At 50.1% G+C, this 26,845-nt stretch carries 21 protein-coding genes and 2 tRNA genes; 18 read left to right on the plus strand and 5 right to left on the minus strand.

Annotated features, from left to right (window positions below):
- The first annotated feature begins 143 nt into the window (after positions 1-143).
- The 9 genes from DWY93_RS13320 to DWY93_RS13360 all read left to right on the plus strand — a co-directional run bounded on the left by DWY93_RS13320 (position 144) and on the right by DWY93_RS13360 (position 10,833).
- Positions 144-1,916, plus strand: a complete 1,773-nt coding sequence (locus DWY93_RS13320) for a bifunctional homocysteine S-methyltransferase/methylenetetrahydrofolate reductase (protein WP_117470864.1) — start codon at positions 144-146, stop codon at positions 1,914-1,916.
- A gap of 163 nt (positions 1,917-2,079) precedes the next feature.
- The gene (locus tag DWY93_RS13325; RefSeq protein WP_117470863.1) at positions 2,080-3,336 is read left to right on the plus strand and encodes an ATP-binding protein; all 1,257 of its coding nucleotides are present in this window, start codon (positions 2,080-2,082) and stop codon (positions 3,334-3,336) included.
- Positions 3,337-3,515: 179 nt separating this feature from the next.
- Positions 3,516-3,595: transfer RNA gene (locus tag DWY93_RS13330), tRNA-Leu, on the plus strand.
- A gap of 219 nt (positions 3,596-3,814) precedes the next feature.
- Positions 3,815-4,378, plus strand: a complete 564-nt coding sequence (locus DWY93_RS13335) for a manganese efflux pump MntP family protein (protein ID WP_117472490.1) — start codon at positions 3,815-3,817, stop codon at positions 4,376-4,378.
- Positions 4,379-4,576: 198 nt separating this feature from the next.
- Entirely contained in the window at positions 4,577-6,367 is a 1,791-nt protein-coding gene (locus DWY93_RS13340) for a VanW family protein (RefSeq protein ID WP_117470861.1), read from the plus strand.
- A 77-nt stretch (positions 6,368-6,444) separates the two neighbouring features.
- Complete coding sequence (locus DWY93_RS13345) at positions 6,445-7,401, plus strand: LysR family transcriptional regulator (protein ID WP_117470877.1); 957 nt, start codon at positions 6,445-6,447, stop codon at positions 7,399-7,401.
- A 284-nt stretch (positions 7,402-7,685) separates the two neighbouring features.
- Positions 7,686-8,609: a fumarylacetoacetate hydrolase family protein gene (locus DWY93_RS13350; protein WP_117470860.1), complete on the plus strand. Its 924-nt coding sequence runs from the start codon at positions 7,686-7,688 to the stop codon at positions 8,607-8,609.
- Positions 8,610-8,734: 125 nt separating this feature from the next.
- Positions 8,735-9,529, plus strand: a complete 795-nt coding sequence (locus DWY93_RS13355; RefSeq protein ID WP_117470859.1) for an SDR family oxidoreductase — start codon at positions 8,735-8,737, stop codon at positions 9,527-9,529.
- Between the two features lie 119 nt (positions 9,530-9,648).
- On the plus strand, positions 9,649-10,833 hold the full coding sequence (locus DWY93_RS13360) for a pyridoxal phosphate-dependent aminotransferase (RefSeq protein WP_117470858.1): 1,185 nt from the start codon (positions 9,649-9,651) through the stop codon (positions 10,831-10,833).
- Positions 10,834-10,912: 79 nt separating this feature from the next.
- Here the strand turns inward: DWY93_RS13360 and DWY93_RS13365 are convergent.
- A tRNA-Gly gene (locus tag DWY93_RS13365) sits at positions 10,913-10,984 on the minus strand.
- Between the two features lie 198 nt (positions 10,985-11,182).
- On the opposite strand from DWY93_RS13365, the gene DWY93_RS13370 reads away from it, so the two are divergent.
- From DWY93_RS13370 to DWY93_RS13395, 6 genes are all read left to right on the plus strand, one after another.
- Entirely contained in the window at positions 11,183-11,929 is a 747-nt protein-coding gene (locus DWY93_RS13370) for a gamma-glutamyl-gamma-aminobutyrate hydrolase family protein (RefSeq protein WP_117470857.1), read from the plus strand.
- A gap of 15 nt (positions 11,930-11,944) precedes the next feature.
- Positions 11,945-13,282 (plus strand): amino acid carrier protein, encoded by a 1,338-nt coding sequence (locus tag DWY93_RS13375; protein WP_117470856.1) that lies wholly within the window; start codon positions 11,945-11,947, stop codon positions 13,280-13,282.
- A 284-nt stretch (positions 13,283-13,566) separates the two neighbouring features.
- Positions 13,567-14,112 carry a flavodoxin family protein gene (locus tag DWY93_RS13380; RefSeq protein WP_117470855.1) on the plus strand — a complete coding sequence of 182 codons (546 nt, stop codon included), beginning with the start codon at positions 13,567-13,569 and terminating at the stop codon, positions 14,110-14,112.
- A gap of 20 nt (positions 14,113-14,132) precedes the next feature.
- Positions 14,133-14,681, plus strand: coding sequence for a flavodoxin family protein (locus tag DWY93_RS13385; RefSeq protein ID WP_117470854.1), 549 nt, complete (start codon positions 14,133-14,135; stop codon positions 14,679-14,681).
- Between the two features lie 148 nt (positions 14,682-14,829).
- The gene (locus tag DWY93_RS13390; RefSeq protein WP_117470853.1) at positions 14,830-15,117 is read left to right on the plus strand and encodes an antibiotic biosynthesis monooxygenase family protein; all 288 of its coding nucleotides are present in this window, start codon (positions 14,830-14,832) and stop codon (positions 15,115-15,117) included.
- A 256-nt stretch (positions 15,118-15,373) separates the two neighbouring features.
- Positions 15,374-16,741, plus strand: coding sequence for an MATE family efflux transporter (locus tag DWY93_RS13395; RefSeq protein ID WP_347466209.1), 1,368 nt, complete (start codon positions 15,374-15,376; stop codon positions 16,739-16,741).
- A gap of 170 nt (positions 16,742-16,911) precedes the next feature.
- On the opposite strand, the gene DWY93_RS13400 is transcribed toward DWY93_RS13395, so the two are convergent.
- The 3 genes from DWY93_RS13400 to DWY93_RS13410 all read right to left on the minus strand — a co-directional run bounded on the left by DWY93_RS13400 (position 16,912) and on the right by DWY93_RS13410 (position 19,829).
- Positions 16,912-17,595: an ATP-binding cassette domain-containing protein gene (locus DWY93_RS13400; RefSeq protein ID WP_117470852.1), complete on the minus strand. Its 684-nt coding sequence runs from the start codon at positions 17,593-17,595 to the stop codon at positions 16,912-16,914.
- Positions 17,579-18,352 (minus strand): ABC transporter permease subunit, encoded by a 774-nt coding sequence (locus tag DWY93_RS13405; RefSeq protein ID WP_117470851.1) that lies wholly within the window; start codon positions 18,350-18,352, stop codon positions 17,579-17,581. Before DWY93_RS13405 ends, DWY93_RS13400 begins: the two co-directional genes overlap by 17 nt.
- Before the next feature lie 397 nt (positions 18,353-18,749).
- A complete protein-coding gene (locus tag DWY93_RS13410; protein ID WP_117470850.1) occupies positions 18,750-19,829 on the minus strand; it encodes an ABC transporter substrate-binding protein in 1,080 nt (359 codons plus the stop codon).
- A 218-nt stretch (positions 19,830-20,047) separates the two neighbouring features.
- Here DWY93_RS13410 and DWY93_RS13415 point away from each other — a divergent pair, with 218 nt between their 5' ends.
- The 3 genes from DWY93_RS13415 (at position 20,048) to DWY93_RS17805 (ending at position 22,315) form a co-directional block, all read left to right on the plus strand.
- Entirely contained in the window at positions 20,048-20,314 is a 267-nt protein-coding gene (locus DWY93_RS13415) for a hypothetical protein (protein WP_117470849.1), read from the plus strand.
- A gap of 133 nt (positions 20,315-20,447) precedes the next feature.
- Positions 20,448-21,920, plus strand: coding sequence for a 4Fe-4S dicluster domain-containing protein (locus tag DWY93_RS13420; protein ID WP_117470848.1), 1,473 nt, complete (start codon positions 20,448-20,450; stop codon positions 21,918-21,920).
- Positions 21,921-22,108: 188 nt separating this feature from the next.
- Positions 22,109-22,315: a hypothetical protein gene (locus tag DWY93_RS17805; protein ID WP_117470847.1), complete on the plus strand. Its 207-nt coding sequence runs from the start codon at positions 22,109-22,111 to the stop codon at positions 22,313-22,315.
- 168 nt (positions 22,316-22,483) lie between these two features.
- On the opposite strand, the gene DWY93_RS13430 is transcribed toward DWY93_RS17805, so the two are convergent.
- The gene (locus DWY93_RS13430; RefSeq protein WP_117470846.1) at positions 22,484-26,806 is read right to left on the minus strand and encodes a 2-hydroxyacyl-CoA dehydratase; all 4,323 of its coding nucleotides are present in this window, start codon (positions 26,804-26,806) and stop codon (positions 22,484-22,486) included.
- Positions 26,807-26,845 lie beyond the last annotated feature (39 nt).

Genomic DNA, 26,845 nt, shown 5'->3' on the forward strand with positions numbered 1-26,845 from the left:
GATACGTGGGTTCGATTCCCATCACCCGCTCTTCTTATGAATTGCCGGATCTCTGAATCTCAGAGGTCCGGTTTTTCTATATAATAATTGTGTCAGAATGTCAGAATACCCCATAAAAGCTGATACCCCACAGGAGGACGCACATGAATTTACGCGAATATCTGAAAACCACCAACCTCATCACCGACGGCGCCTTCGGAACCTATTTTGCCGCAAAATACCAGACCCAGGATATCCCGGAGCTGGCAAATATTACTGCGACGGAGAAAGTAAAGAAGATCCACGAGGAATACCTGAATGCCGGAGCGAAATTTATCAGGACAAATACGTTTGCGTCAAACACAGAAACACTGCAGGAGGATTTTGCGGAAGTTGAGAAAAACATTCAGGCGGCGGTTGAGATCGCGAGAGACGCGGTAAACGGGAGAGATGCCTGGATCGCGGGAGATATCGGCCCGATTCCGGTGAATGGAGCGGAGGACGCGGCGGCAGCGGCGGACGAGTATTATCAGATCGCGAAGACCTTTGCGGAGTGCGGTGTCACAGTTCTGGATTTTGAGACATTCGCGGACCTCGACGGAATTCTCCCGGCGATCAAAAAGATCTGCGCGGAATATGAGATGTTTATCATGGTCTCCTTCTCTGTAAACCAGTTCGGCTACAGCGCGGCGGGACTCAGCGCGAAGCGCCTGTTAGCGGATGCGGCGGCTGTTCCGGAGATCGATGCGGTGGGCTTAAACTGCGGCGTAGGTCCGGCCCATATGCGCCAGATCCTGGAAAAGGCAGGACGTCCTGGGGATAAGTTCCTGCTTGCGATCCCGAATGCGGGATATCCGACACTGACAAGAAATAAGCTCCAGTTTGGCAACACACCGGCATACTTTGCGGAGAAGATGAAGGAACTTCAGGCGCTCGGCGCAGATATTCTCGGCGGATGTTGTGGAACGACCCCGGAATTTATCGGAGAAATGTCTTTATGGGACGGAATCTTAAACAAGATTGTCCTGGATACAGAGACGGATAATGGGGAGCAGACGGGACATGTCCAGAGACATGGATTCCTCTACGATGAAAACGGAGAGAGAAAACAGAAAAAGCTTATCGCGGTAGAACTTGCCCCGCCGTTTGATGCGGATGATGAGAAGCTTTTAGAATCTGCCCATCTTTTAAAGAATGCGGGCGTGGATGTTCTCACATTCCCGGATTCCCCGTCCGGACGTACGAGAGTCGATTCTGTCCTCATGGCGAGCAAGGTGCGTCAGGCCACAGGCCTTTCTGTGATGCCGCATATCTGCTGCCGTGACCGGAATGCCATCGCTATGCGGTCCCTGTTTTTGGGAGCCGCCATCAACGATATCCACAACTTCCTGATCATCACAGGAGATCCGATCCCGTCCACAGCGAGACAGACCGTAAAGGCGGTGTTCAACTCCGATTCCACCGGTCTCATGAAGATCGCAAAGGAGATGAATGAGGATGTCTTCGCGAAGAATCCACTGTGCTACGGCGGCGCCATCAACCAGGGAAGAAAGAATCTGGATGTGGAGATCGGACGTGTGAAGAAAAAGATGGAAGAGGGCGCGGAGTTCTTCCTGACCCAGCCGGTATTCACGAAGGAGGACGCGGCGAGACTGCGCCGGATCAAGGAGGAGACGGGCGCGACAATCCTCTGCGGGATCATGCCGCTGATCAGCAGAAAAAATGCCATGTTCATGAAAAATGAGATCGCAGGCGTCAACGTGACGGACGAGATCGTTGCCAGATACCCGGAGAAAGCGAACCGCAAGGAAGGCGAGGCAGCGGGAATCCAGCTCGCGAAGGAAGTCATGAAGATGGTGGAAGATTTTGCGGACGGATATTACTTCTCATTCCCGTTCAATAGAGTCTATATGCTGCAGGACATCATGGGAAAATAAAGAACTGCAAAGATACAGATTGACAGCTTTTTTTCCTTATGTTATCATGTCAACCGTTGTATAAAATCGGAAACTCCTTGAAAATACAGGGATTTTCTTCCTATAGAAACAGTGACGGCACCCCGGCACCCGGAGACGGCCGTAAACGGAGAACAGAAAAAGAATGATTAAAACGATTACAGCCGCAGAGCTGATCAATGGAAGAACCTTTGACCGGACGATCATTGACATCCGTCCGGCGGAGGAATACAAAAAGGGGTCCATGGACGCCGCCTTAAATATCCCGGAGGACAAGCTGGTGGAATATCTGGAGAATCCGGAAGAGGCGGATCTGGAATCCGGCACCATCGGCGATGGAAAAGCCTGGGAAGAGGGCGTGAATGTGGGAAAGCTTCTCGCGGCGATCCCGAAGGACAAGCCGGTATGGGTACTCTGTCACACCGGAAATAAGAGTCTTTACGTTGCAGAGCTTATGAGCGATGCGGGCTTTGATGCCGGAAGCGTGGAGGGCGGATACCGTTCCTTCCTGCGCCTGTCCCTGTCCATGATGGTCATGAACGAGGAAGAGGTCACAGAGCGGACGAAAGCCATCGAGCGCAGCATCATCACGAAATACCGCAAGTCCATCTGGAGACGCTTCACAAAGGGAGTCCATGACTACGAGTTAATTAAGGAAGGCGATAAGATCGCGGTCTGCATTTCCGGAGGAAAAGACTCGATGCTGATGGCGAAGCTTTTACAGGAGCTGCAGCTTCACGGCAAGGTAAAATTCGATCTTGTGTTCCTTGTGATGAATCCGGGCTACAACGAGGACAACTGGAATATCATCTTAAACAACGCGAAGCTTCTCGGCATCCCGATCAACGTGTTTGAGAGCGATATCTTCAATATTGTCGCTGACGTGGATAAGAGTCCGTGCTATCTCTGTGCGAGAATGCGCCGCGGTTACCTTTACTCCCACGCGAAGGAGCTTGGCTGCAATAAGATCGCATTGGGGCATCATTTCGATGATGTGATCGAGACGACGCTCATGGGCATGCTGTACAGCGGAAAAGTCGAGACGATGATGCCGAAGCTCCACAGCAAGAATTTTGAGGGCATGGAGCTGATCCGCCCGATGTACATGGTCCGCGAGGCGGACATCAAGGCCTGGAGGGATTACAACAACCTTCACTTTATCCAGTGCGCCTGCCGTTTCACCGAGCGCTGTGCGACCTGCGGCGGAGAAAAGGGATCGAAGCGCGACGAGATGAAGGAACTGATCGCGGAACTCAGGAAGCGCTGCGACACCATCGACATGAACATCTTCAACAGTGTCCACAATATTAATTTAAAGACGGTCATCGGTTATCACAAGGGAGACTGGACGTATAATTTCCTGGATGACTACGATGAGGAAGAGAAGAAAATACCGCGGTAGATAAGAATATTTTAGGGCGTCAGTCGGTGGAAAGTTACTTTTCATGGGTAGGAATTTTCTGAACTGAAAATTCCGTATGATACCGTTGTAACTGTGGGAAACTTGCGCGGAAAATTAAACAAAAGCGTAATTGACAATTCTTTTCAAACACGCTATAATGAGATTCTATCGGAGATCATGCGGATGTGGCGGAACTGGCAGACGCACCAGCCTTAGGAGCTGGCGGGCAACCGTGGGGGTTCAAATCCCTTCATCCGCATTCTTCTTTAGAATTACGAATCGAATAACTACCAGAATAGGGGAGTAGTCGGCGCCACTGGCGCAGTAAGGCCAACATACTGGAAATGATCCTGGTTTTACTTTAAATGATGAGACTTATCTGTCGGGAAAAGACAGAGGGGGTCTCTTTTTTTATGCATTTGCGGGCCTCTTACTGGTGGGAAGATCAACAAGAAATAAAATTTGGAGGAAATGATCTATGGGGCTTCTGGAATTGTTTATCCTGGCTGTGGGGCTGTCGATGGACGCCTTCGCGGTGTCTGTCTGTAAGGGCTTGTCGGTGACGAAAATGGAACCGAAGCATGCGTTGCTCTGCGGCGCTTATTTTGGCGGATTTCAGGCGCTGATGCCGGCACTTGGCTATCTTCTGGGAAGTCAGTTTGAATCCATGATCACCCGGATCGACCACTGGATCGCCTTTGTGCTTCTCGGGATCATTGGATCAAGCATGATCAAAGAATCCAGGGAGGACGAAGAGGAAGAGGTCAGCGCGAGCTTTGATATGAAGACCATGCTGGCGCTGGCGGTTGCGACGAGTATTGATGCCCTCGCCGTGGGAGTCACCTTTGCGTTTCTCCATGTAAATATCGTCTGGGCGGTGACCTTTATCGGCTGTACGACCTTTGTCCTGTCGGCGGTCGGGGTAAAGGTTGGTAATATATTTGGGATGAAATATAAGTCGAGGGCGGAGCTGGCCGGCGGAGTGATCCTGATACTCATGGGGATCAAGATCCTGCTGGAGCATCTGGGATTCCTCGGATAATATGAGATACAAATAGACCTCCGGGATTCTTGACAATGGTTTGACAGACCGATATAATGAGTGAGTATCCGAGAAGCGTACAGCAGTGTACGATGAGCATTGTATACATCAGGGTTCGGCATCATTTGATGCGGACCCTGTAACTATGTTGACATAAGCATGGAAAACGATTCTAATTTTCCGGAAAGTTGAAGAAATATGGAAAAGAGAAACACAAACAGACAGAGAGAATATCGGGACGATTACCGCCAGCATTCCCCGGCGTGGATCCGGGCACAGCGCAGGAAGAGAAAGCGCATTATGAGACGGCGGATCATGATCGGCGGAGCGGTGATCTGCGTCGTGCTGATCGCGGGCGTGATCCGGATCTTTTCCGGCGGAAAGAGCCATGGAAAAGAGACGGAGGCCAGTGCCATCGAGGAATCCACATTCCAGGCATCCGATATCAGCGTAAACGGAATTTCCTTAAAGGGAATGACGAGAAGTGAGGCGAAGGCCGCTATTGAAAAAGAATATCCGTGGAAGGTGACGATCACCTACAACGGGGAGAGTATCGACGCGGAGAACCTGATCGACACTGATCTTGACGCGTTTTTAGATGGAATCTGCACGGGAAAGGCAGAGGGAGAGTACACCTTCGCGGTTGAAGACTCCGAGGATCTGCAGTCCGCTGCGGCAGAGGCAGCGGCGGACGCGGCGGCGAAGTGGGATGTGAAGGCAAAGAACGGCTCGATCTCCGAGTATGACGCTGCGACGGATAAGTTCCTGTTTGCGGACGGAGCTCCGGGCAAGGCTGTGAACCAGGAGAAGCTTATAAAGGACCTCGTGGAGGCTGCGACAAGCGGAAACTATGACGCCGTGATCCAGGCTGAGGTCAATGAGAGCCAGCCGGAGCTTTCCGCAGCGAACGCGAAGGAGCAGTATAAGACTCTTTCTACATTTACGACGGAGACGACCGCCAACGAGAAGAGAAATACAAACGTAAAGCTTGCGGCCAGAGCTATCAACGGAACCATCGTGCAGCCGGGTGAGGAATTTTCCTTTAATAAGGTTGTAGGACAGCGCACGGCGGAAAAGGGATATCAGGAAGCGGCTGCCTACAGTGGAGGCGAGGTCGTACAGGAACCGGGCGGTGGTGTATGCCAGGTATCTTCGACGATGTACCGTGTGGCATTCCAGTCCGGTATGCAGATCACGTTCCGAAGATCCCATACCTTTGAGCCGAACTACGTAACTCCGGGACAGGATGCGGCGATCAGCTGGGATATTCCGGATTTCAGGTTTATCAATACATCAAAGGCGGCCATCGGTATTCGCGCGAACTACAGCAACCGGAAGATGACGGTCTCCTTCTATGGGGTTCCGGTTCTGGAAGATGGAATCACGTGGAGTCTGGAGTCTGAGAAGACGGATGAGCTTCCGCCGCCGGAGCCGACTTATGTGGAGGATCCGACGCTGGATCCGGGCACCGAGGTGACACAGAAGGCGGCGACAAACGGCAGCCGCTGGGTTACCTATAAGATTGTTTCAAAGAACGGAACTGTTGTGGAAAAGACGGAAGATCATGCGAAGACTTACAAGGGACATGCAGCTGTGATCCGCAGAAATACAGGAACCGTGAAGGTTTCACCGGATGAGACGACAGCCGTTGAGTCCACGTCGGCAGCAGCTGTAGACGGAATGCCGGACGGATACGTTCCGGGTGAGAGCGTCGCACCGGAGAGCTCCGCCGCCGCGACAACCGCAGCCGGTTCTTCCGGCACATCGGCGGCAGCGGTATCCACCGGTGGCTCTGAGACGAAGGGCACACACAGTGAGACAACGGCTGCATCGACGACAGCGGCAGCGACTGAGGCAGCGACGACGGCTGCACCGGCGACAGAAGCAACGACGGCAGCCGCGCCAAAGGGCCCGGGTGATGAAACATCCGCAGCTGCACCGACGGAAGCCATTGGAAATATTGCGGGATTTCCGGGAAATGGGAACTAGGGAAATCTTTGCACGCATTGGCAATGGCACTGGCAGATACAGGAAAACACCAGATAGAAACAAGGGGTGAATGCGGCATGTTCAGCAGGCGCGAATATGAATATGTGATGGAGATCGCCAAAGAGGGCAGCTTTTCGAAGGCAGCCCAAAAGCTTTATGTGTCCCAGCCAGCACTCAGCGGCGCGATCAAAAAGCTGGAAAAGGACCTTTACGGGATCCCGCTTTTTGACCGTGCCGTCACGCCGGTGGCATTGACACCGGCAGGGCAGTATTACCTTGAGCAGGCGAGAAAGATTTATGAGCTGAGGAATGAAATCGAACATCACTTTGCGGATCTTGCCGGAATCCGGACGGGAATCATCAATATTGGAACTTCCGGATATTTCTGCGCCTATCTTCTCCCGGATATCATCCGTGGCTACTACCGGCTCAATCCGAAATGCAGGATCAATGTGACGGAGACGGATGCCTCCGGCATGGACGCAGGTCTCCGTTCCGGACAGTTCAATATCACGATCGATGTCGAGGTGCTGGATCCGGAAATGTTTGAGAGTGTGACACTGGGATATGAGTATATGGTAATGGCTGTTCCGGCATCCTTTGAGGTCAATGACAGAATGAAACAATATCAGATCTCGAGAGAGGCAATCTTAAACAGAAGTTTTCTGGATGATTCGGTACCGGCTGTTGATCTTTCCCTCGTCGCGAAGGAACCGTTTTTGATGCTCAAAAAACATCACGATGCCTATCGCAGGAGTATGGATATCTGTGCGCATTCGGGATTTGAGCCAAACGTCGTGATGTCCTTCGATCAGCTTCAGACAGCCTATAACGTGGCGAGAAGTGGACAGACCGGTATTATTTTCTTCCGGGATGGGCTTTTAAAATACACGGAGAATACCGAAAAGCTGTGTTATTATAAGCTCGGGGATCCTCTGGCGAAGAGGGCAATTCTGCTGACAATGAAGCGCTATCCCGGCGTTGGACCGACGGTGGATGACTTTATTAAATATCTAATGCTTGCGAAGAAATAACGTGGATGGATACCGACTGCGTATCTGTCAAAATATATAGTATCAGGCGAAAAGCGTCTGGAACAGAATTCTGTTCCGGGCGCTTTTCGTTTATCCCCTATAAGCATTTGCTTATACATCCATATCTGAAAGCGAGTTGGAAATCTTTTCTCATAGATGTTACAGTAATGTCAGAAACAAGCAAGGTACATAAAGAGTTACCGCACAGAGGTCGGATGCGTCAGAACAGAAGCTCCGCATGAAGCGGGAACCACAAAGAAGTCACAGTATAAGGAGGATTCAGCATGAGATTAGCAACTATCAAGGTAAACGGAACAGAAAAAGCCGGTATCGTATTAAATCGCGGTATTCTTCCGATCAAGGCGCTGAACGCCGCAAAGGGAACTGCATGGGCGGAAGACATGATGAGCCTGATCCAGAAACAGCAGATCCCGGGCTTAACAAAATGGTATAACGAGGGCGGAAAGGAAGAGCTTGAGAACATTGCAGGTCTTGTCCCGAACGCAGATGTTGTATATGGTCCGCTTTACCGCAACCCGAAACGTATCTTTGGAATCGGTCTTAACTATGTGGATCATGCGGGAGACATCGGATCCGCAGCGCCGAAGGGATTCCCGGGAAGCTTCTTCAAGATGGCAGATACCCTGATCGGACCTGGGGACGAGATCCTGCTTCCGAAGTTAAAAGAAGCGCAGAAGACGACCGCTGAGGCAGAGCTTGGAATCATCATGGGAAAGGATTGCAGAGACGTTTCCGAGGAGAACTGGCAGGATGCCATCGTCGGATACACAACGATCCTCGACATGACAGAGGAGTCCATCTTAAAGGGAAATGATTATGTGACAGGAAATCCGAGATACCTCTGCATCGTCAAGAACTTCCCGACCTTCTTCTCCTTTGGACCGCAGCTCGTAACACCGGATGAGGTTCCGGATGTGCTGAAATTAAATGTACAGAGTATCCACAATGGCGAGGTTCACGCGGAAAACGTAGTTGCGAATATGACACACCGCCCGGCACGCCTCGTGTCCCTGCACAGCAGTATTCAGGGCTGGTACGCAGGAGACATCCTTTCCACCGGAACACCGAGAGCATTCCACATTCAGGACGGCGACATAGCGGAATGCCGCATCCAGGGACCGGACGGATTTGAGATGGCACCGCTTGTGAACCCGGTCGTTGACTTGAAAAAGCATCCGGAGAAATAGAACTTATTCAATTACTGTATTTTAATCAAACAATTCAAATAATTAAAACAATAATTTGATCCCGGATAGCTGTGAAGAGATAAACAGTTACCAGTTTCAAAACATTTAAATTGGAGGTATCTATCATGGATTTAGGTTTAAAAGATAAAGTTGTTCTTTGCATGGCATCTGCAGCAGGACTTGGAAAAGGAATCGCAACAGAGATGGCGCGTGAGGGCGCAAAGGTTATGATCTGCACCGCTGAACCGTTTAAGGATCAGCTCCTCGAGGCGCAGGCTGAGATCGAGAAAGAGACCGGAAATAGACCGGAAACATTCCTCTGCGATGTGAATAAACCGGAAGACATTGACGCACTTGTAAAACATACGGTCGATACTCTCGGCGACATCTACGCTTTAGTAAATATGTGCCCGGGTCCGAAGCCGGGACCGTTCGAGAACTTTGATGACGCAGCATGGACAGGCGCTTTCAATATGTGTCTCCTTTCCTATGTAAGAACCATCCGTGCGGTACTCCCGTCCATGAAACGTCTCGGCGGTGGCCGTATCGTAAACTCTACATCCTCTTCTGTTAAGGACTGCCTCGACAACCTGATCCTTTCCAACACCATGAGAATGGGCGTTGTCGGCATGAGCAAGACACTTGCAAGAGAAGTCGGCAAGGACAACATCCTGATCAATGTCATCGGACCTGGTCGTATCGGCACAGCAAGAATCGAGAGCTTAAATAAGATGCGCGCGGACAAAGCCGGAATCAGCGTATCCGACTATGAAAAAGAGGACCTTAAGAAATTCCCGATGGCGCGCTACGGCACTATCGACGAGTACGGTCGTCTCGCAACATGGCTCTGCTCTGAGGCAAACACATATGTATCTGGCCAGACGATCCTCTTAGACGGCGCTATGACGACCGCATATTAATCAGAAAACATGTATTGTCCCGCTGCGTGTGAAAACAGCGGGGCAATACGGATTGAAACAGCCAATATCAGGTCGCTCCTTCTGGACTGGGAAGCGTAAAGCAGAAAGGAACTTTAGTGATGGATAAATTATTTGCAAAAAGAATGGACGAGCTCGCTCCGTCCGGAATCAGAAAAGTAAACGAAAAAGCGCTTGCAATGGAGCGTGCCGGTGAGACCGTGATTCACTTTGAACTTGGTCGTCCGGATTTTGACACACCGGAATATATCAAAAAAGCCTGCATCGCCGATATCGAGAAAGGTGACGTTTTCTACACCTCCAACTTCGGTACCATGGAGCTCCGCGAGGCGATCGCTTGGAAATTAAAGACTCAGAATAATGTCGACTACAAGCCGTCCGAGATCATCGTCAGCGTTGGTCTTTCCGAGGCTGTCTTCGATGTAATGACAGCGATTCTCGATGAGGGCGATGAAATTCTCGTTCCGAATCCAGGCTGGTTAAACTACTTAAATGTACCGAAGCTTCTCGGCGCAACACCGATCACCTATACATTAAAGGAAGAGAATGATTACCAGATCGATCTCGATGAGATCCGCGCAAAGGTAACTCCGAGAACAAAAGCCATGGTCCTCATCACACCGAGCAACCCGACCGGAGGTGTTCTCGCTGAGAATGTCTTAAAGGAACTGGCGGAAATCGCAGTGAAGAACGACATCATGGTCATCTCCGATGAGGTTTACGAGAGACTGCTATATGATGATGCAAAGCACATCAGCATCGCTTCCCTTCCGGGAATGAAAGAGCGTACCATCACATTGAATGGCTTCTCAAAGGCGTATTCCATGACCGGATGGAGACTCGGATATGCTGCATGCAATGAGGAGATTGTTAAGACCGTCAACAAGCTTCATCAGCATGTGGTCACATGCGCAACTTCCTTCGTACAGAAAGCAGGCGTCGTTGCCCTCAAAGAAGAGAAAAACGAAGTCATCGACATGGTCAAAGAGTATCAGAGACGCCGCGACTACGCAGTCAAAGCCATCAATGAGATCGACGGCTTAAGCTGCCGCTGTCCGAAAGGTGCATTCTATATCTTCATCAACATTGAAAAACTCGGCATGACCGGGCAGGAATTCGCACCGCTGCTCCTTGAGAACGCAAAAGTTGCCCTTGTTCCGGGCGATGTATTCGGGACGGAAGGTGATCATTATGTCCGGATGTCCTTCGCGAATAGCTATGAGAATGTCGTTGAGGGATGTAAGAGATTGAAAGAGTTTGTTGAGAAGCTTCGCAGGAACAAATAAGCATTTCATATCGGAAGATTACTTCTTTTATATCTAAAAACCCCGGAACCTGTTATAAGATTCCGGGGTACATAACGAGAGCACGAGACGGGATTCGAACCCGCGACCCTCGCCTTGGCAAGGCGATACTCCACCACTGAGCCACTCGTGCGAAATGAAATTGCTTTAAGAGATGTTTCTATTATACCTATAGTTTTTTTACCTGTCAATGATGAAAACGTAATGTTTTACATGATTTTGCACAGCAGCAAAATGGAAATAGTACAATGATCTGGCGAAGATTCGTATCTTTTGACCGTAGTCATGGGATACGGACTCAGGCAGAATCAGATAAACAGGAGGTAAAGATGTGAAGAAAAAGGTGTTGTATGTTGAGCGTGGTATTGATGAATACGGTTTGTATGAAGGAATGCAGGATGCCATGAAGGATCTGAACGTGGAGTTGTCCATCACGCTTGATCCGAAGGACATTGAAGACTGCGACGGAGTGATATTTCCGGGAGGTCTGCCGGATGTTGATCCTGAGCTTTATGGGGAAGAGAATCAGGGCAGCATGAACCTCGACAGAACGCTGGATGATGAGCAGATGGCAATGATCGACGCTGCGGTAAAAGCAAAGAAGCCGATCCTGGCGATCTGCAGAGGAATGCAGTTGGTTAATGTTTATTTTGGGGGAACATTGATCCAGGATCTGGAGAATGGAACTATGCATAAATATGTTCCGAACGAGAATAAGCTGCATGATACGGTCTGCATTTCAGGAACTCCATTCGCGATCATCTACGGTGATACCGGAATCGTCAATTCTGCTCATCATCAGGCTGTAAAAAAACTGGGAAAAGGATTTAAGATCGGTCAGGTATGGCTTTCGGGAAAGCTTAGCCCGGAGCAGAAAAAAGAATGGATGGAAAAGATCGAAAATGATGAGAACCTGGAGATAGAGTGCAAGAGAACCTGTATTATAGAAGGAATGATACATAAGGAGCTGCCGATCATTATGGTACAGTGGCATCCGGAGCTGATGCACAGAGATCCGATCAAGGGAACATTGGATCAGGACCGTATCTTTATGTACTTTGCGTCATTACTGAAATAACAGGGGGAAGATCATATGGCAATTTACAATGCAATCATGGCATTTACGAACTGGATGTGGACATTCCCGATCCTTGCCCTGCTGATCGGCGGCGGTCTTGTAATCACCGTGGCATGCGATTTTGTCCAGATCAAACATTTTGGCTACATGCTGAAGGCAACATTCGGTGATGCAGCGCACAGTAAGAGTGAAGAAGGAATCTCAAGCTGGTCGGCGATGGTAGCGACACTTGCAAATACGATCGGAACCGGCAACATCATCGGTGTCGGAAGTGCGATCGCGTTAGGAGGTCCCGGAGCGGTTTTCTGGATGTGGGTGATCGGTTTTGTCGCGATGGCATTAAAATATTCTGAGGCATTGCTTGGCGTGTATACAAGAGAAAAGGATGCAAACGGACAGTGGCGCGGCGGAGCGAATATTTATCTGGCAAAGATCTGGAAACCACTTGGATGGATCTGGGCGATCACCTGCTGCTTTGGAATGGCGATCGGATGCGGCGTTCACACCGGAGCGATCAGCTCCTCTGTACATACATTCGGAGTGCCGTCCCTGATCACAACCGTAGTTTGCTGTGTGATCATCGTTCTGGTTATTCTTGGCGGTCTTGGCGCACTTGTAAAGGTCACTGACAAACTGGTACCGGCAATGGCGATCATCTATATGGCAGCTGGAACACTTCTGATCATTCTGAATATTCAGAATCTGATTCCGGCTCTGATCTCCGTCTTTACAAATGCATTTACAGGGACAGCGGCAACCGGCGGATTTGCAGGGGCTGCGCTGGCGGCAACGATCAAAAACGGTTGTTCCAGAGGTGTGTACTCGAATGACGGAGGAAACGGAAGCGCCAGCATCCTGCATGCCCAGGCGAACACAAATGAGCCGGTCAAGCAGGGAATGTTTGGTATTTTCGAGGTATTTATGTGCACGATGATCATCTGTACGTTCAGCGCAATGGTCATTCTTGTCACAGGAACATGGGAGACTGGAGATCCTGGTTCTGTTCTGGCGATCAATGCATTTGGAACGATCGGTCTTCCGGGAAGACTCCTGGCATCCATCAGCCTGATCCTTTTCGCAGCATCTTCAGCGTTGTCCATGTCAACATCGGCAGGGATCCTTGCGGAAAGCCTGCTGGGAAAAGCAGCAAAGCGGATCATGCAGATCCTGGTTGTGGTTTGCTGTTTCATCGGAGGCACGATCGGTGTTGATGCGGCACTCCCGTGGGTAGATTTTGGCAACATGTGGGCGATCCTGGTTCATGTCATCGGCATCATGTTCTGGGTTCCGAAGATGCGGGAGCTCACACTTGATTTCTTTGACCGTCTGAAGAAGGGAGAAATCCGGGAGTAAGCAGAGAGCGGACATAATTTTTGCGGCGGGTATACCAGAATCGGTATACCCGTTTTTAAAAAGAGATTTAAATAAAAGCTCAGTGTCAGGATGAAAAAACGAAGGAGAAAATAGTTACTTTGCACGGAGTCACTGATCTGATCAATACTATCGTATAGGTAAGTATTAAACTATAATGTTAGTATTGCACTTAAATGTGCGTACTTGTATTTGAAATCATTCTTGATATAATTCCGATATAAGCAACAAAAAAAGCTGATCCAATAGAAGCGGAGGAAAATTTTATGAGCAAAAAAATCGTAGTTATCACAGGAAGCCCAAGAAAAAACGGCAACAGTTTTGCAATGACAGAGGCATTTATCAAAGCAGCTGAGGATAAAGGGCATACCGTTACCCGCTTTGATGCAGCGATGAAACAGGTTGGCGGATGTCATGCATGCGAGACATGTTTTAAGACTGGAAAGGCTTGTTCCTTTGACGATGATTTTAATATGATCGCACCGGCAATCCTGGAAGCAGATGCGGTTGTGTTCAGCACACCGGTTTACTGGTATTCGATCCCGGCCCAGATTAAAGGGGTTATCGACAAAATGTATTCCTTCTGTGTGGCAGGGAAAGAGATCGCAGGCAAGGAATGTGCTGTGATCACCTGCTGTGAGGAAAATGACCTGTCTGTCATGGACGGTGTCCGGATCCCGATCGAGCGTACGGCTGCTCTGCTGAAGTGGAATATGATCGGCGAAGTGCTGGTCCCGGGTGTTTTAAACGCAGGAGAGATCGAAAAAACAGACGGATGCAGACAGGCGGCTGAACTGGCAGAGAAGATCTGAGAGAAAAGGTGAGTGCAGGTATGGGAAAGAAGATTGTAATACTGAATGGAAGTCCCAGAAAAAATGGGAACACTTCCGCTCTGGTCCGAAAGTTTACGGAAGGCGCAGAGAGTGCAGGGAATGTGATTACGGAATTCTTTCTTGATCACATGGAAATCCATGGTTGTAAAGGCTGTTTTGGCGGTCACAGCAGCCGTGAATGCCCATGTGTCCAGAAAGACGATATGTCACAGATCTATCCGGCCGTAAAAGAATGTGATGTGATCATTCTTGCGACTCCTTTGTATTACTGGAATATGAGCGGACAGATCAGAACAGCGATCGACAGACTGTTTGCACTTGAGGAAGGCGATGGAAACCTGCTCCGGGGACATGGACGGGCAAGCGCACTTTTAATGGCGGCAGAAGGAAATGGATTTGAGGATGTCCTGACTTATTATGATCACCTGATGAAACATCTGAGATGGAAAAATATCGGGCATGTTCTTGCGGGAGGCAATGGGGATGTCGGAGACATCACCGGAAAGCCGGAACTGGAACAGGCTTATGAGCTTGGAAAGTCGATCTGACAGACAATGAGAATGTGTTTTGCGATTCCTAAAAATGTCTGAAGGCAGGAAAATCAAAGGAATCGAAACAAGGACCAGTGCTGGGCGAACTCCTAAAATACGGGAACTTCACCAGTAACGAAATGATAATCGAAAGGAAGAGTGATCTGTGACCCACTATATTGCAGCCCTGACGATAAAAGACGGGAAACGGGAAGAATATATCGGAGAGCTGAAACATGCGAATCTGGTAGAACAGTTCCGGGAACAGCATGGAAATGTCCATTATTTTATCAGTAAATCGGTGGATGATCCGGATGTCGTGATCGTTTCCGATCTTTGGGAGACAAAGGCAGATTTTGATGCGCATTGCAGTTCTGAGATCGTGAAGAAGACATGGACAGAATTGTATGATCAGTATGTATTTTCAGAAAAGTCAGATCTTTACGAAAAATAATAAAAGAGGAAAACGGATGGATCAGAGATGGGTCCATCCGTTTTTGTGCGGAAGGGAAATTCTCAACTGTAACTGGATCATGCGGGAGTTTTATTTTGGAAAATTTCTGGTCATAAAGAGCACGGGAGAGTGATCTCTTCTGGTAAAGCTCCATTATTTTTACACAAAATAGAAAATATGGTATATAATACACCCGAACAATATGAAAATATTCAAAATGATACAGAAGTGAAAAGATCGGAAAGGACAACAGAACGTGGAGCAGACAGGAAAAAAGTCAAAAGAAATGGATATGTTAAACGGCGGACTCGCGGGAAAACTGATCCTGTTTTCAATTCCGCTGGCATTCAGCAGTATTTTACAGCAGTTATTTAATTCCGCGGATGTGGCGGTCGTCGGGCGGTTCGCCGGGGACCAGGCGCTGGCGGCGGTCGGGAGCTGTGTGGCGCTCGTTGGAATCTTTGTAAACCTGATCGTGGGACTCGCGGTGGGACCGAACGCGGCGCTTGCGAACCTGATCGGACAGAAAAACCGCGGAAAGATCAACAGCATGGTCCACACGATCCTGACCTTCGGTGCGGTTCTCGGCATTGCGCTTCTCGTGATCGGAATGCTGGTGGCAAGAATGGTCCTTGTGGCATCCGGAACGCCGGAGACAGTGCTGGATCAGGCACTCTTATATATCAGAATCTATTTTGTGGGAATTCCGTTTATGGTCGCGTACAACTTTGGCGCTGCCATTGTCAGAAGCTACGGTGATACGAGGAGACCGATGTACTACCTTATCGTGTCCGGCGTGCTGAATGTAATTTTAAACCTGCTACTTGTGATCGGATTCCATCTTGGAGTTGCGGGCGTTGCCATCGCCACGGTGATCTCCAACGTCGTCAGCACATTTCTCATTATCTCCCATCTGTACCGCAGGAATGATGAGTTCAGCTTCCGGTTTGACAGGATGCGGATCGATACAAATGAGCTGAAAAAAGTGCTGGCGATCGGTATCCCGGCAGGAATTCAGGGTGCGATCTTTTCTGTTTCCAATGTGTTTATTCAAAGCGGAATCAACATGTTCGGTGAGGCGGCCATCGCGGGTTCATCCCTGGCACTGAATTTTGAGTATTTTACATATGATATTGCAGGTGCTTTTGCCCAGGCGGCGGTTACATTTACGAGTCAGAACTTCGGCGCAGGCAACATGAAGAGATGCAAAAAGATCTTCTGGCTCTGTCTGCTCTTTGGATTCGGATTTACGGAGATCCTCAGCGTGATTTTTATCGTGTGGGAAGATTTTTTCGTCAGCATCTATACGACGAGCGCTGCGGTGGCGGCATACGGGATCATACGAATGGATCGGGTGTGTGCATTGGAAGGTTTAACTGCGACATATGAGGTTGCCAGTTCCTGCCTGCGAGGAACTGGAAAGTCCCTGGAGCCATCCGTCATCACGATCCTCGGTACGGTCGTATTCCGACTGATCTGGCTCACAACGATATTCCGCATGTTCACGACTTATGATATGTTGATGAATGTGTATGTGGCGTCCTGGCTGTTTACGGGATGTTCAATGTTCGTGGTCTACTTCTTACATATGAGGAAGATGGATAAGCTGTTTGCGGCAAGATAGAGAGAAAAAACTGTTACTGTCTGCATCGTGCGTAAATAATAAAAAAGCGTTTTCCTGCAGTATATCAGTTGATGAGATGCCCGGACAGGAGAACGCTTTTTAAAGTTAAAGACCTGCAGATCAGATGATCTGGTTGAAAAGTTATAAGCCAGTTGGAACGGTTTCCCGACTTATAAGTGAAGGATCTTTGCACCCAGAAGCTCTGCGTCGTCCTCTGCATGGGTAGCGATGATCAGGAGCTTTCCGGCGCAGAGCTCTTTGACCAGATCGATCGTGAGCTGCCTTGTATCCGCGTCCAATCCGGTAAACGGCTCATCCATGAGAATGATATCGGTCGGTGCGAGGATCGCGCGCAGGATCGCGACACGCCTCTTCATGCCGCCGGAAAATTCACAGACAGGCTTATTCAGGGCATCTTCCGGGAGAAGACGGAGCAGGTATGCGGTCAGAGCTTCGCGGGAATATCGCTTTCCAAGAGCGAAGCGGAGGTTTTCAATGGCGGTATAGCCTTCCAGAAGACGGTTTTCCTGAAAAACTGCGGAGATCAGGGGATGTGTCCCCCGGAGTCTGCAGGGATCAGATTTTGATACCGTGCCGGAAGAAGCTTTTATATTGTTGTTACTGGGATCCCCTGCCGGTATACCGAACCGGATCACACCGGAATCCGGCTTTTCAAGTCCGAGGATCAGCCGGAACAGTGTAGTCTTCCCGTTTCCGGACGGTGCCATCAGACAGTAGAAAGTCCCGGCGGAAAATTCCAGGGAGAGATCGGAGAGAACCGGCTGTCCGTCGTAGGATTTGGTGACGGAGCGGAGCGCGAGAGCAGTGTCATTTTTTTTATTTATCGGACTCATTCACATCAGCCCCCTTTCCGGCACATTTCTTCAGAATCCACAGAAAACCTTTCTCAAACAGACTGCTCACAAGAATGATGACGACCGTCCACGCGAAGAGCTCCGCGGTGCTCAGATAGATCTTCGCGAGATACAGCCCCTCGCCGATGGAACCGTCCGGCACACCGATGACTTCGGCGGCGATCCCGGACTTAAATCCCATGCCGAGAGCGGTGCGGCAGGCGCTTTTTAAGTACGGGTAGAGTGCTGTGCGGTAGATATAGAGCGCCCGACGGATAAACGGGATGTGGAAGACTTCCGCCATCTCTAAAAGCTCCCGATCCGCAGATATCAGCCCGGCTTTCGTGTTCACATGGATCATGGGATAGACCACGAGGAACGAGATAAAGACGGAGAGGTTTTTAGAGCCGGTCCAGATCAGCGCCAGGATCACGAAGGAAGCGACGGGAACCGTCTTCATGAGCTGCACCGGTGGCTCTAAGAATTCGTCCACGATGGGAAAACGATACGCCAGAGATCCGGTGAAAAGTCCAAGAAAAAATGCCAGAAAGAATCCGATGCTGATCCGCCAGAAAGAAAACGCGATGGCGGACCAGAAATCCGGGAGTAGGATCTGCTCACAGAGCGCCCGCAGCGTATCGGCAGGCCCCACAAGGAAAATATGATTCCGGATCAGGGAGGCTGCGGTCTGCCAGAGGACGATCCAGAACAGGATGATCGAGAGCCTGCGGAGAAATCCGGAAAAACGATGATCCATGGCGGCTGTCTCCTTTCATAAAGTGTAATAAAAATCAATGCTGTTTTCCAGCGGTTGAATTTCTGCATGTAATCGTAATAATAAAATTATAGTAACTATTCAGTGCCTTCATAGTTACGTGCAAAAATCCATTCCAGATCAGCTTCGCTGATGGGATTTTTGCCTTCCAGCCCATGTTTTCTTACGGTCAGCGCAGCAAGTGCGCAGACCTACTGAACAGTTACAAATTATAACAGATATTTCTCATGGCTCAAGCGATTAATCTGACTTATGTAAACTAAATTCCGTGAGAATAAACGAAGATATAGAAATGAGGTATGACTGTTTTGCCAGCCATACCTCGTTTTTCACAGTCGGCATGAATGCTTGTAACTGTTGAGAACTTTCACAGTCACAATTACTTTACATAGTAGAAGCTATCATTCGGCAGCTCACCGCCGACGGAGGACGGGTTCTGGTCATACAGAGCCTGAAGGTAGCCGGAAAGTGCTGTTTTCATCTCATCACCGGAGATAAAGGTGATATTGCAGTAAGGAAGCGCTTTTTTCGCGATCGGAGCTTTTGCGACGATCTCAGCGTTTGCGATGAGCTCGGATGCGGCATCCGGATCCTCCGCAGTGAAGGCGATGGATGCCTCATGTTCCTGTAAGAACGTATCGACGAGGTCCTCGTGCTCCTTTAAGAAATCATTGTTTACGATGGTAACACCTGTTACAAGACGGCTTCCGGAACCTTCACCCTGGACATTATCCCACTCTTTTGTGAGGTCCATGATGATGGAGAGCTTTTCGTTCTGGGCGAGAGCGGCAGTTACGAACGGCTGCGGAAGAAGACCGATGGCGTTCGGATCTTCGGCGAGAACGGAAGCTACCTCGGATGCCTCGGATTTGAACTCGAGAGTCACATCGTCGTCTCCAAGCCCTGCGGCGGAGAGCACATAGCGGAGTGCGTATTCCGGAGTGGTTCCTTTTCCCGGAAGATATACGGTCTTTCCCTTTAACTGATCGATCGTTGTCACGGAGCTGTCGGCAGATACGAAGTAGAGAACGCCGAGAGTATTGATATCGATCACGGAGATATTTTTGTTTGTCTTATTGTAGAGAACGCTTGCGACGTTCGCCGGAAGCAGGGCGATATCGACTTTTCCGCCTGCGACCATGGCAGTCATCTCATCCGCTGCGGTGACCATAGTGAACTCGTAGCTGTTCTCGGACTCCCCGTTTGCGGCCTCGTCCATAAGCTTTACAAGTCCCATGGTGGTCGGTCCCTTTAAACCGCCGACACGGACAACAGCCTCATTGCCGGTGTTTTCAGCTGCAGACTCGGAAGCGGCTTCCGTTGTGGTTTCCTCAGCGGCAGTCGTTGTCTCTTCCGCAGAAGAAGCGGCAGCAGTTGTTTCGGTTGTGGATGATGAGCAGCCTGCAAGGAGAGATCCCGCGATTGCGGCAGCCATCATGACGGATAACATTTTTCTCATAATTTAATTCCTCCTGAAAAAAATCTGACAGACGCGGGTTTTGTCCCACTGCCTGCGTGAATGATAAATCCCCGGTATGCACACGAAAAGAGCATACCGGGGATCCTGAACATGACAGATATTCCCGTATCAGATTCTTTTCGTCTTTTCCCTCAGGACCGTTGACCTTTGGGGTTAGCACGACCGAACTAAATAGAATATATCATGGGGATTTGAGAATGTCAATCCAACATGAGACTGGGGGAGAACATGCTTTAAAGGTTTTAAAGGCGAAGGCTGCATATGCCAAACCGAAAAATAATCGGAAGCGGAGCGACGGGAAAGAGGCGGAACTCGAACCTGATTTTGTTAAAAAAGAGACAAAGAAAGTGGCGCTGGACAGCCGCATGCTGCGAACAAATATCCGATACAGAAAGACAAAAAACATAGGAAAATACAAGGAAATTCGTTGCCTGTACTTTATTGTATACAATTTAAGAAAATAAGGTTTTTCATTGGAATGCGTTGGATTATATATAATTTCCGACTTGCTTTGCAAAGTGGGATATGCGATAATATGATGCGAAAACATTAAAAAATTAAGGTATGATTGAGGATTCAAATTTAGGAGGAAATGGTATGAAAACCAACGATGAGGCACTGCTTAAGATCAAGTATAACGTGCTGCGCACAGTTTCCAAGCTGGCTTTCGAGGGCAGACTCGAGGAAGAGAGAGACAATATCCCGTTCAAACTGATCCCGGGCCCGAAGGCACAGTTCCGCTGCTGTGTATATAAGGAGAGAGAGATCATCCGTCAGAGAGTCCGTCTCGCGGAAGGAAAATGTCCGAGTGACAAACAGAGCGACAATATCATTCAGGTCATCTCTTCTGCATGTGAGGAGTGTCCGATCACAAGATTCGTTGTAACCGATAACTGTCAGAAATGTATGGGTAAAGCCTGTCAGAACGCATGTAACTTTGGTGCGATCTCGATCGGCCGCGACCGTGCCCATATCGATCCGGGTATCTGTAAAGAGTGCGGACGCTGTGCTCAGTCATGTCCGTACAATGCGATCGCTGAGCTGATCCGTCCGTGCCGTCGTGCATGTCCGGTAGATGCGATCACAATGGATACGGAGACAGGAATCTGCCAGATCGATGAAAAGAAATGTATCCAGTGCGGCGCCTGCGTAAGAAGCTGCCCGTTCGGTGCAATTTCCTCCAAGGTATATGTTGTACAGGTGATCGAGGCGATCAAGGCCGGCAGGAAGGTCGTTGCCATGGTTGCTCCGGCGGCTGAAGGTGAGTTCGGTCAGGATATCACAATGGAGAGCTGGCGTACTGCATTAAAGAAGGTTGGCTTTACCGATATGGTAGAGGTTGCTGCCGGTGCTGATATGACAGCAGCTTATGAGGCAATGGAATGGGCAGAGGCATTTAAGGAAGGCAAAAAGATGACGACTTCCTGCTGTCCGGCATTTGTAAATATGATCAAGAAACACTACCCGACTCTGATCGATAATATGTCCACAACGGTATCCCCGATGTGTGCGGCATCCAGAATGTTAAAAGCGATCGATCCGGAGACGATCACAGTATTTATCGGACCGTGTATGGCGAAGAAATCCGAGGCTGCTGACAAGTCCATCGAGAACAATGCAGATTATGTTCTGACCTTCGGTGAGGCCATCGAAATGCTGCGCGGAAAAGAAGTTGAGCTTGAGCCGGCTGAGGAGACAAAGCAGGAAGGCAGTGTCTTCGGAAAACGCTTCGGCAATGGCGGCGGCGTGACAAACGCGGTGATCGAGTGCTTAAAGGAAAAGGGAGAGAGCACAGACGTTAAGGTTGCACGCTGCAGCGGTGCGGCTGAGGTCAAGAAAGCCCTTCTTCTTCTCAAGGTAGGCAGACTTCCGGAAGACTTCATTGAGGGTATGATGTGCCAGGGCGGCTGCGTAGGCGGACCGAGCAATCTGAAACAGGAGATGGCATTCAAGAAAGACCGTGACGCTGTGATCGCGAAGGCAGACGGCCGCGGAGTATGGGAGAACTTAAAGAATTACGATATGGATTCCTTCTCCATGCATCGCAGCTACGAGAAGCCGGAGGCTTAATGTAGGTTTACATAACATATGAATATGGCAGGGTGTCCGGCTGGGGCTGGCGGACACCTGTGAACAAAAGAACAGCATATATTTTCTGGAGAATTTCTGGAAGGTATATGCTGTTTTGATGTCATGGATCCGGGGGGTGTCGGCTTAACAGCGGAAAAATGTGACCTGCAGCAAGTGCTCATGCCTGGGTGAACGGAAGATGGTACTATCTGAACGCGGACGGAGATATGGCGATCGGCTGGATCCTTGTGAACGGAGTCTGGTATTACCTGAATCCGATGGCAGGAGTCCTTGATCCGGGTGGAAATCCGATACCGGAGGGCGCAATGTACGTAAGTGCTGTGACGCCGGATGGCTATCATGTCGGAGTATCCGGGGCGCTGATCGGAAGATAACAGACAGCGGCAGGTATCGAAAATGATATCTGCCGCTGTTTTTATGTGCTTTATCCAGGTTCGATAAGAATCCCACCTTTTTCAGGTGGTAGTAACAGCAAATTCGTCTCAGTGGAAGTCAGTTTTCGACTGAGACGAATTTGTATTTAGAAGCTTATGGTATGTAGATTACAACCGACACTTATTGACACGCTTGGAAGAAAGCTCTTCCACCTTTTTTAACGTCTTCGCCAGATTCGGATCCACATATTCCTCTTTTTCAAGGTTTTTCTGAGCTGTGGAAAGCATCAGCTTGATACGGTTTAACTGGTTTACCTCACTGGCCCCCGGATCATAGTCGACGGCGATGATGTTTGCCTTGGGGTTCGCGTAGCGAAGCTCCTTGATGACACCTTTTCCGACGATATGGTTCGGCAGGCAGCCGAAAGGCTGAACGCAGACGATGTTGTTGACACCGCTCTTGATGAGCTCCAGCATCTCACCGGTCAGGAACCAGCCCTCACCGGTCTGGTTTCCAAGGGAGACAAAATCGTTTGCCATCACTGCCAGCTCCTTGATCCTTGACGGCGGAGTAAAGTGGGTGCTCTTTTCGAGAGCAATTCTTGCGGCTTTTCTCATGTACTCGAGGAGTGAGATCGCCATATTGCAGAGGTGCGCCGTGGAGCGCTTTGTGCCAAGGTTATCTGCCTTGAAGTTGCTGTTGTAGAAGCAGTAAAGCAGGAAATCCATGAGATCCGGCATTACCGCCTCAGCACCCTCAGATTCCAAGAGATCCACGATGTGGTTGTTGGCGGTCGGTGAGAATTTTACGAGGATCTCTCCGACGATGCCGACCTTCGGCTTGTGGACGTTCGTGCGTTCTAAGTTATCAAAGTCGTGGATGATGCCGCGGATATTCTTCACGAAGGTCATCATTCCGGCGCTCTTTGTGGAGAGTGCGTTGACACAGATCTTCTTCCACTTCTCGTGGAGAGCGTTTGCGGAGCCGGGAACGGCCTCATAAGGTCTCGTAGCGTAGAGAACACGCATAAATACATCACCGTATACAACAGCCTGAAGAGCCTTCACAAGCATGGACGGCGTGTAGGTGAAGCCCGGGTTCGTCTCCATACCGTTCGCGTTGATGGAGATGACCGGGATCTGCGCCATTCCGGCTTTTTCCAAAGCGCGGCGGATAAATCCGATATAGTTTGACGCACGGCAGCCGCCTCCGGTCTGGCTCATGAGGACAGCTGTGTGGTCGAGATCATACTTTCCGGACAGCAGGGCATCCATGATCTGTCCGATAACGATCAGGGACGGATAGCAGGCGTCGTTGTTTACATATTTTAATCCCGTATCGACGGCTGTCTTGTCATCGTTCTGGAGAACGACGAGGTTGTAGCCGAAGCTACGGATCGCCGGCTCGATGAGCTCGAAGTGGATCGGGGACATCTGCGGGCAGAGCAGCGTGTAGTTTTTCTTCATGTCCTTCGTGAACATCACACGGTTGTAGGCGCTGGACACGATGGTTCTCGTGTAGCGGCGCTCCTCGCGGACGCGGAGAGCGGAGATCAAAGAACGGATACGGATCCTTGCGGCTCCGAGGTTGTTGACCTCATCGATCTTTAAGACCGTATAGATCTTCCCGGATCGGGTGAGAATATCACTGACCTGATCGGTGGTCACGGCGTCGAGACCGCAGCCGAAGGAGTTTAACTGGACGAGATCCAGGTTATCCTGTGTCTTTACAAAGGCCGCCGCCGCATAGAGGCGGGAGTGGTACATCCACTGGTCGGTAACGACGAGCGGGCGCTCCACCTTTCCTAAATGGGATACGGAGTCCTCCGTGAGGACAGCGAAACCGTAGGAGGTGATCATATCGGCGATGCCGTGGTTGATCTCCGGATCGATGTGGTACGGACGTCCCGCAAGGACGATGCCGTGTTTTCCGGTGTCTTTTAAGTACTGTAAGACTTCCTCGCCTTTCTTCTCCACATCGGTTCTCGCCTGGGCGAGTTCATCCCAGGCCTTTTTAGCAGCCTTCTTCGTCTCGGATTCCGGAATATCGAATTCCTTCTTAAAGACTTCCTGAAGCTGCTTTGAAAGGACAGCCTCGCTTGTGAACGCCATGAACGGATTTAAGAACTTCACGTTCTTTTCCTTTAATTCCTCCATGTTGTTCTTGATGTTCTCCGAGTAGGAGGTGACCATCGGGCAGTTGTAGTGGTTTCCGGCTCCCGGAACCTCTTTCCGCTCGTAAGGAATACACGGATAGAAGATAAACGGCACATCGCGTTTGATGAGCCAGGAAATGTGTCCGTGGGCAAGCTTTGCCGGGTAACATTCAGACTCACTCGGGATCGTCTCGATGCCCAGCTCGTAGATCTGGTGGCTGGACTGTGGGGACAGCATCACGCGGAAGCCGAGCTCCTTAAAGAAGGTTGCCCAGTACGGGAAGTTCTCGTACATGTTGAGGACCCGCGGGATTCCCACAACGCCGTGGGTCGCCTTGTCGGCTGTCAACGGCTCATAGTCGAAGAGTCTGTGATACTTCCATGTAAAGAGGTTCGGGATGTCACGTTTTGCCTTTTCCACGCCGAGACCGCGCTCACAGCGATTTCCGGAAATATACTGACGTCCACCCTCGAACCGGTTGATCGTCAGGACACAGTGGTTTACGCATCCGCGGCAGCGGCTCATGGTTGTCGTGTAGGTCAAATTGATCATATCGTCCAGAGAGAGCATCGTCGTCTCATGGGGACGGTGCATGTAACGCTCACGGGCGATCAGTGCCGCGCCGAAGGCACCCATGATACCTGCGATATCCGGGCGTACGGCATTGCAGCCGGAGATCCGCTCGAAGCTTCGGAGGACTGCGTCATTGTAGAAGGTTCCGCCCTGTACAACGACGTTCTTTCCGAGGTCGCCGGCGGAAGTGATCTTGATGACCTTAAACAGGGCGTTCTTGATCACCGAGTAAGCGAGGCCGGCAGAGATATCCGCAACGGAAGCGCCCTCTTTCTGCGCCTGTTTTACGTTGGAGTTCATGAATACGGTACATCTCGTTCCGAGATCCACCGGGTTCTGGGCAAAAAGTGCCGCCTTCGCGAAATCCTGAACGCTGTAGTTTAAGGATTTTGCGAAGGTCTCGATGAAGGAACCGCAGCCGGAGGAACATGCCTCGTTGAGCTGGACACTGTCCACGGTGCCGTCCTTGATGCGGATACATTTCATATCCTGACCACCGATATCGAGGATGCAGTCTACGGACGGATCGAAGAATGCCGCCGCGTAGTAGTGGGAGATCGTCTCGACCTCGCCCTCATCCAGTATGAAGGCCGCCTTTAAGAGGGCCTCGCCGTAGCCGGTGGAGCAGGAGTAGGCGATCTTCGCGCTGTCCGGAAGCAGGGACTTAATCTCCTTTATGGAAGAGATCGCGGTCGCCAACGGGCTTCCGTTGTTGCTGCTGTAAAAGCTGTAGAGCAGGGAACCATCCTCGCCGACGAGTGCCACCTTCGTTGTGGTGGAACCGGCATCGATTCCTAAGAATACATTTCCCTCATAGGTGGCGAGGTCACCGCGGCGGACCTTGTACTGGTCATGGCGGTCGGTGAATTCCTTATAATCTGCCTCATCCTTAAATAAGGGCTGCATTCTCTTTACTTCAAATTTCATCTTGATGCCGCCGGAAAGATCTGCGATCAGCTTGTCAAGAGAGAAGATCTCTGCGTGATCCTTCGCATTCATGGCAGCGCCGACAGCGGCGAAAAGATGGGAGTGGTCCGGGGCGATGATCGCGTCACCGGTTAAATTTAAGGTGCGGATAAAGGCGTTTCGAAGCTCCGGTAAAAAGTGCAGCGGACCGCCGAGGAACGCTACGTTTCCGCGGATCGGTTTTCCGCAGGCAAGACCGCTGATGGTCTGGTTCACAACCGCCTGGAAAATAGAGGCTGCAAGATCCTCACGGGTCGCGCCGTCGTTGATCAGCGGCTGGATATCAGACTTTGCGAATACGCCGCAGCGGGCAGCGATCGGGTAGATCGCCTTATAATTTTTTGCATATTCATTCAGACCGGCAGCATCCGTCTGTAATAAGGAAGCCATCTGGTCGATAAAGGAACCGGTACCTCCGGCGCAGATTCCGTTCATACGCTGGTCGATCCCGCCTGTAAAGTAGATGATCTTCGCGTCCTCGCCGCCAAGCTCGATGGCGACATCCGTCCGCGGAGCATAGTCCTGAAGTGCGGTCGCAACCGCTACAACCTCCTGGACAAATGGAATATGTAAGTAACCCGACAGAGTGAGTCCGCCGGAACCTGTAATATTGGGCCGTAAAGAGAGTTCACCGAGTTCTCCCTTACACTTTTTCAGAAGCGAGGCCAGGGTTTCCTGGATATTGGCGTAATGCCGCTCATAATCCGCGAATAAAATTTTGTTGTTGTCGTCGATCACGGCAACTTTTACTGTAGTGGAACCGATATCGATTCCCAGACGATAGCATTGATTCATACGAGCGGGGAGTTCTCCCCATACCTCCTTTTCAACAGA

Origin of the sequence: Clostridium sp. AF28-12 (assembly GCF_003435225.1) — a bacterium.
Lineage (GTDB): Bacteria > Bacillota > Clostridia > Lachnospirales > Lachnospiraceae > Pilosibacter > Pilosibacter fragilis.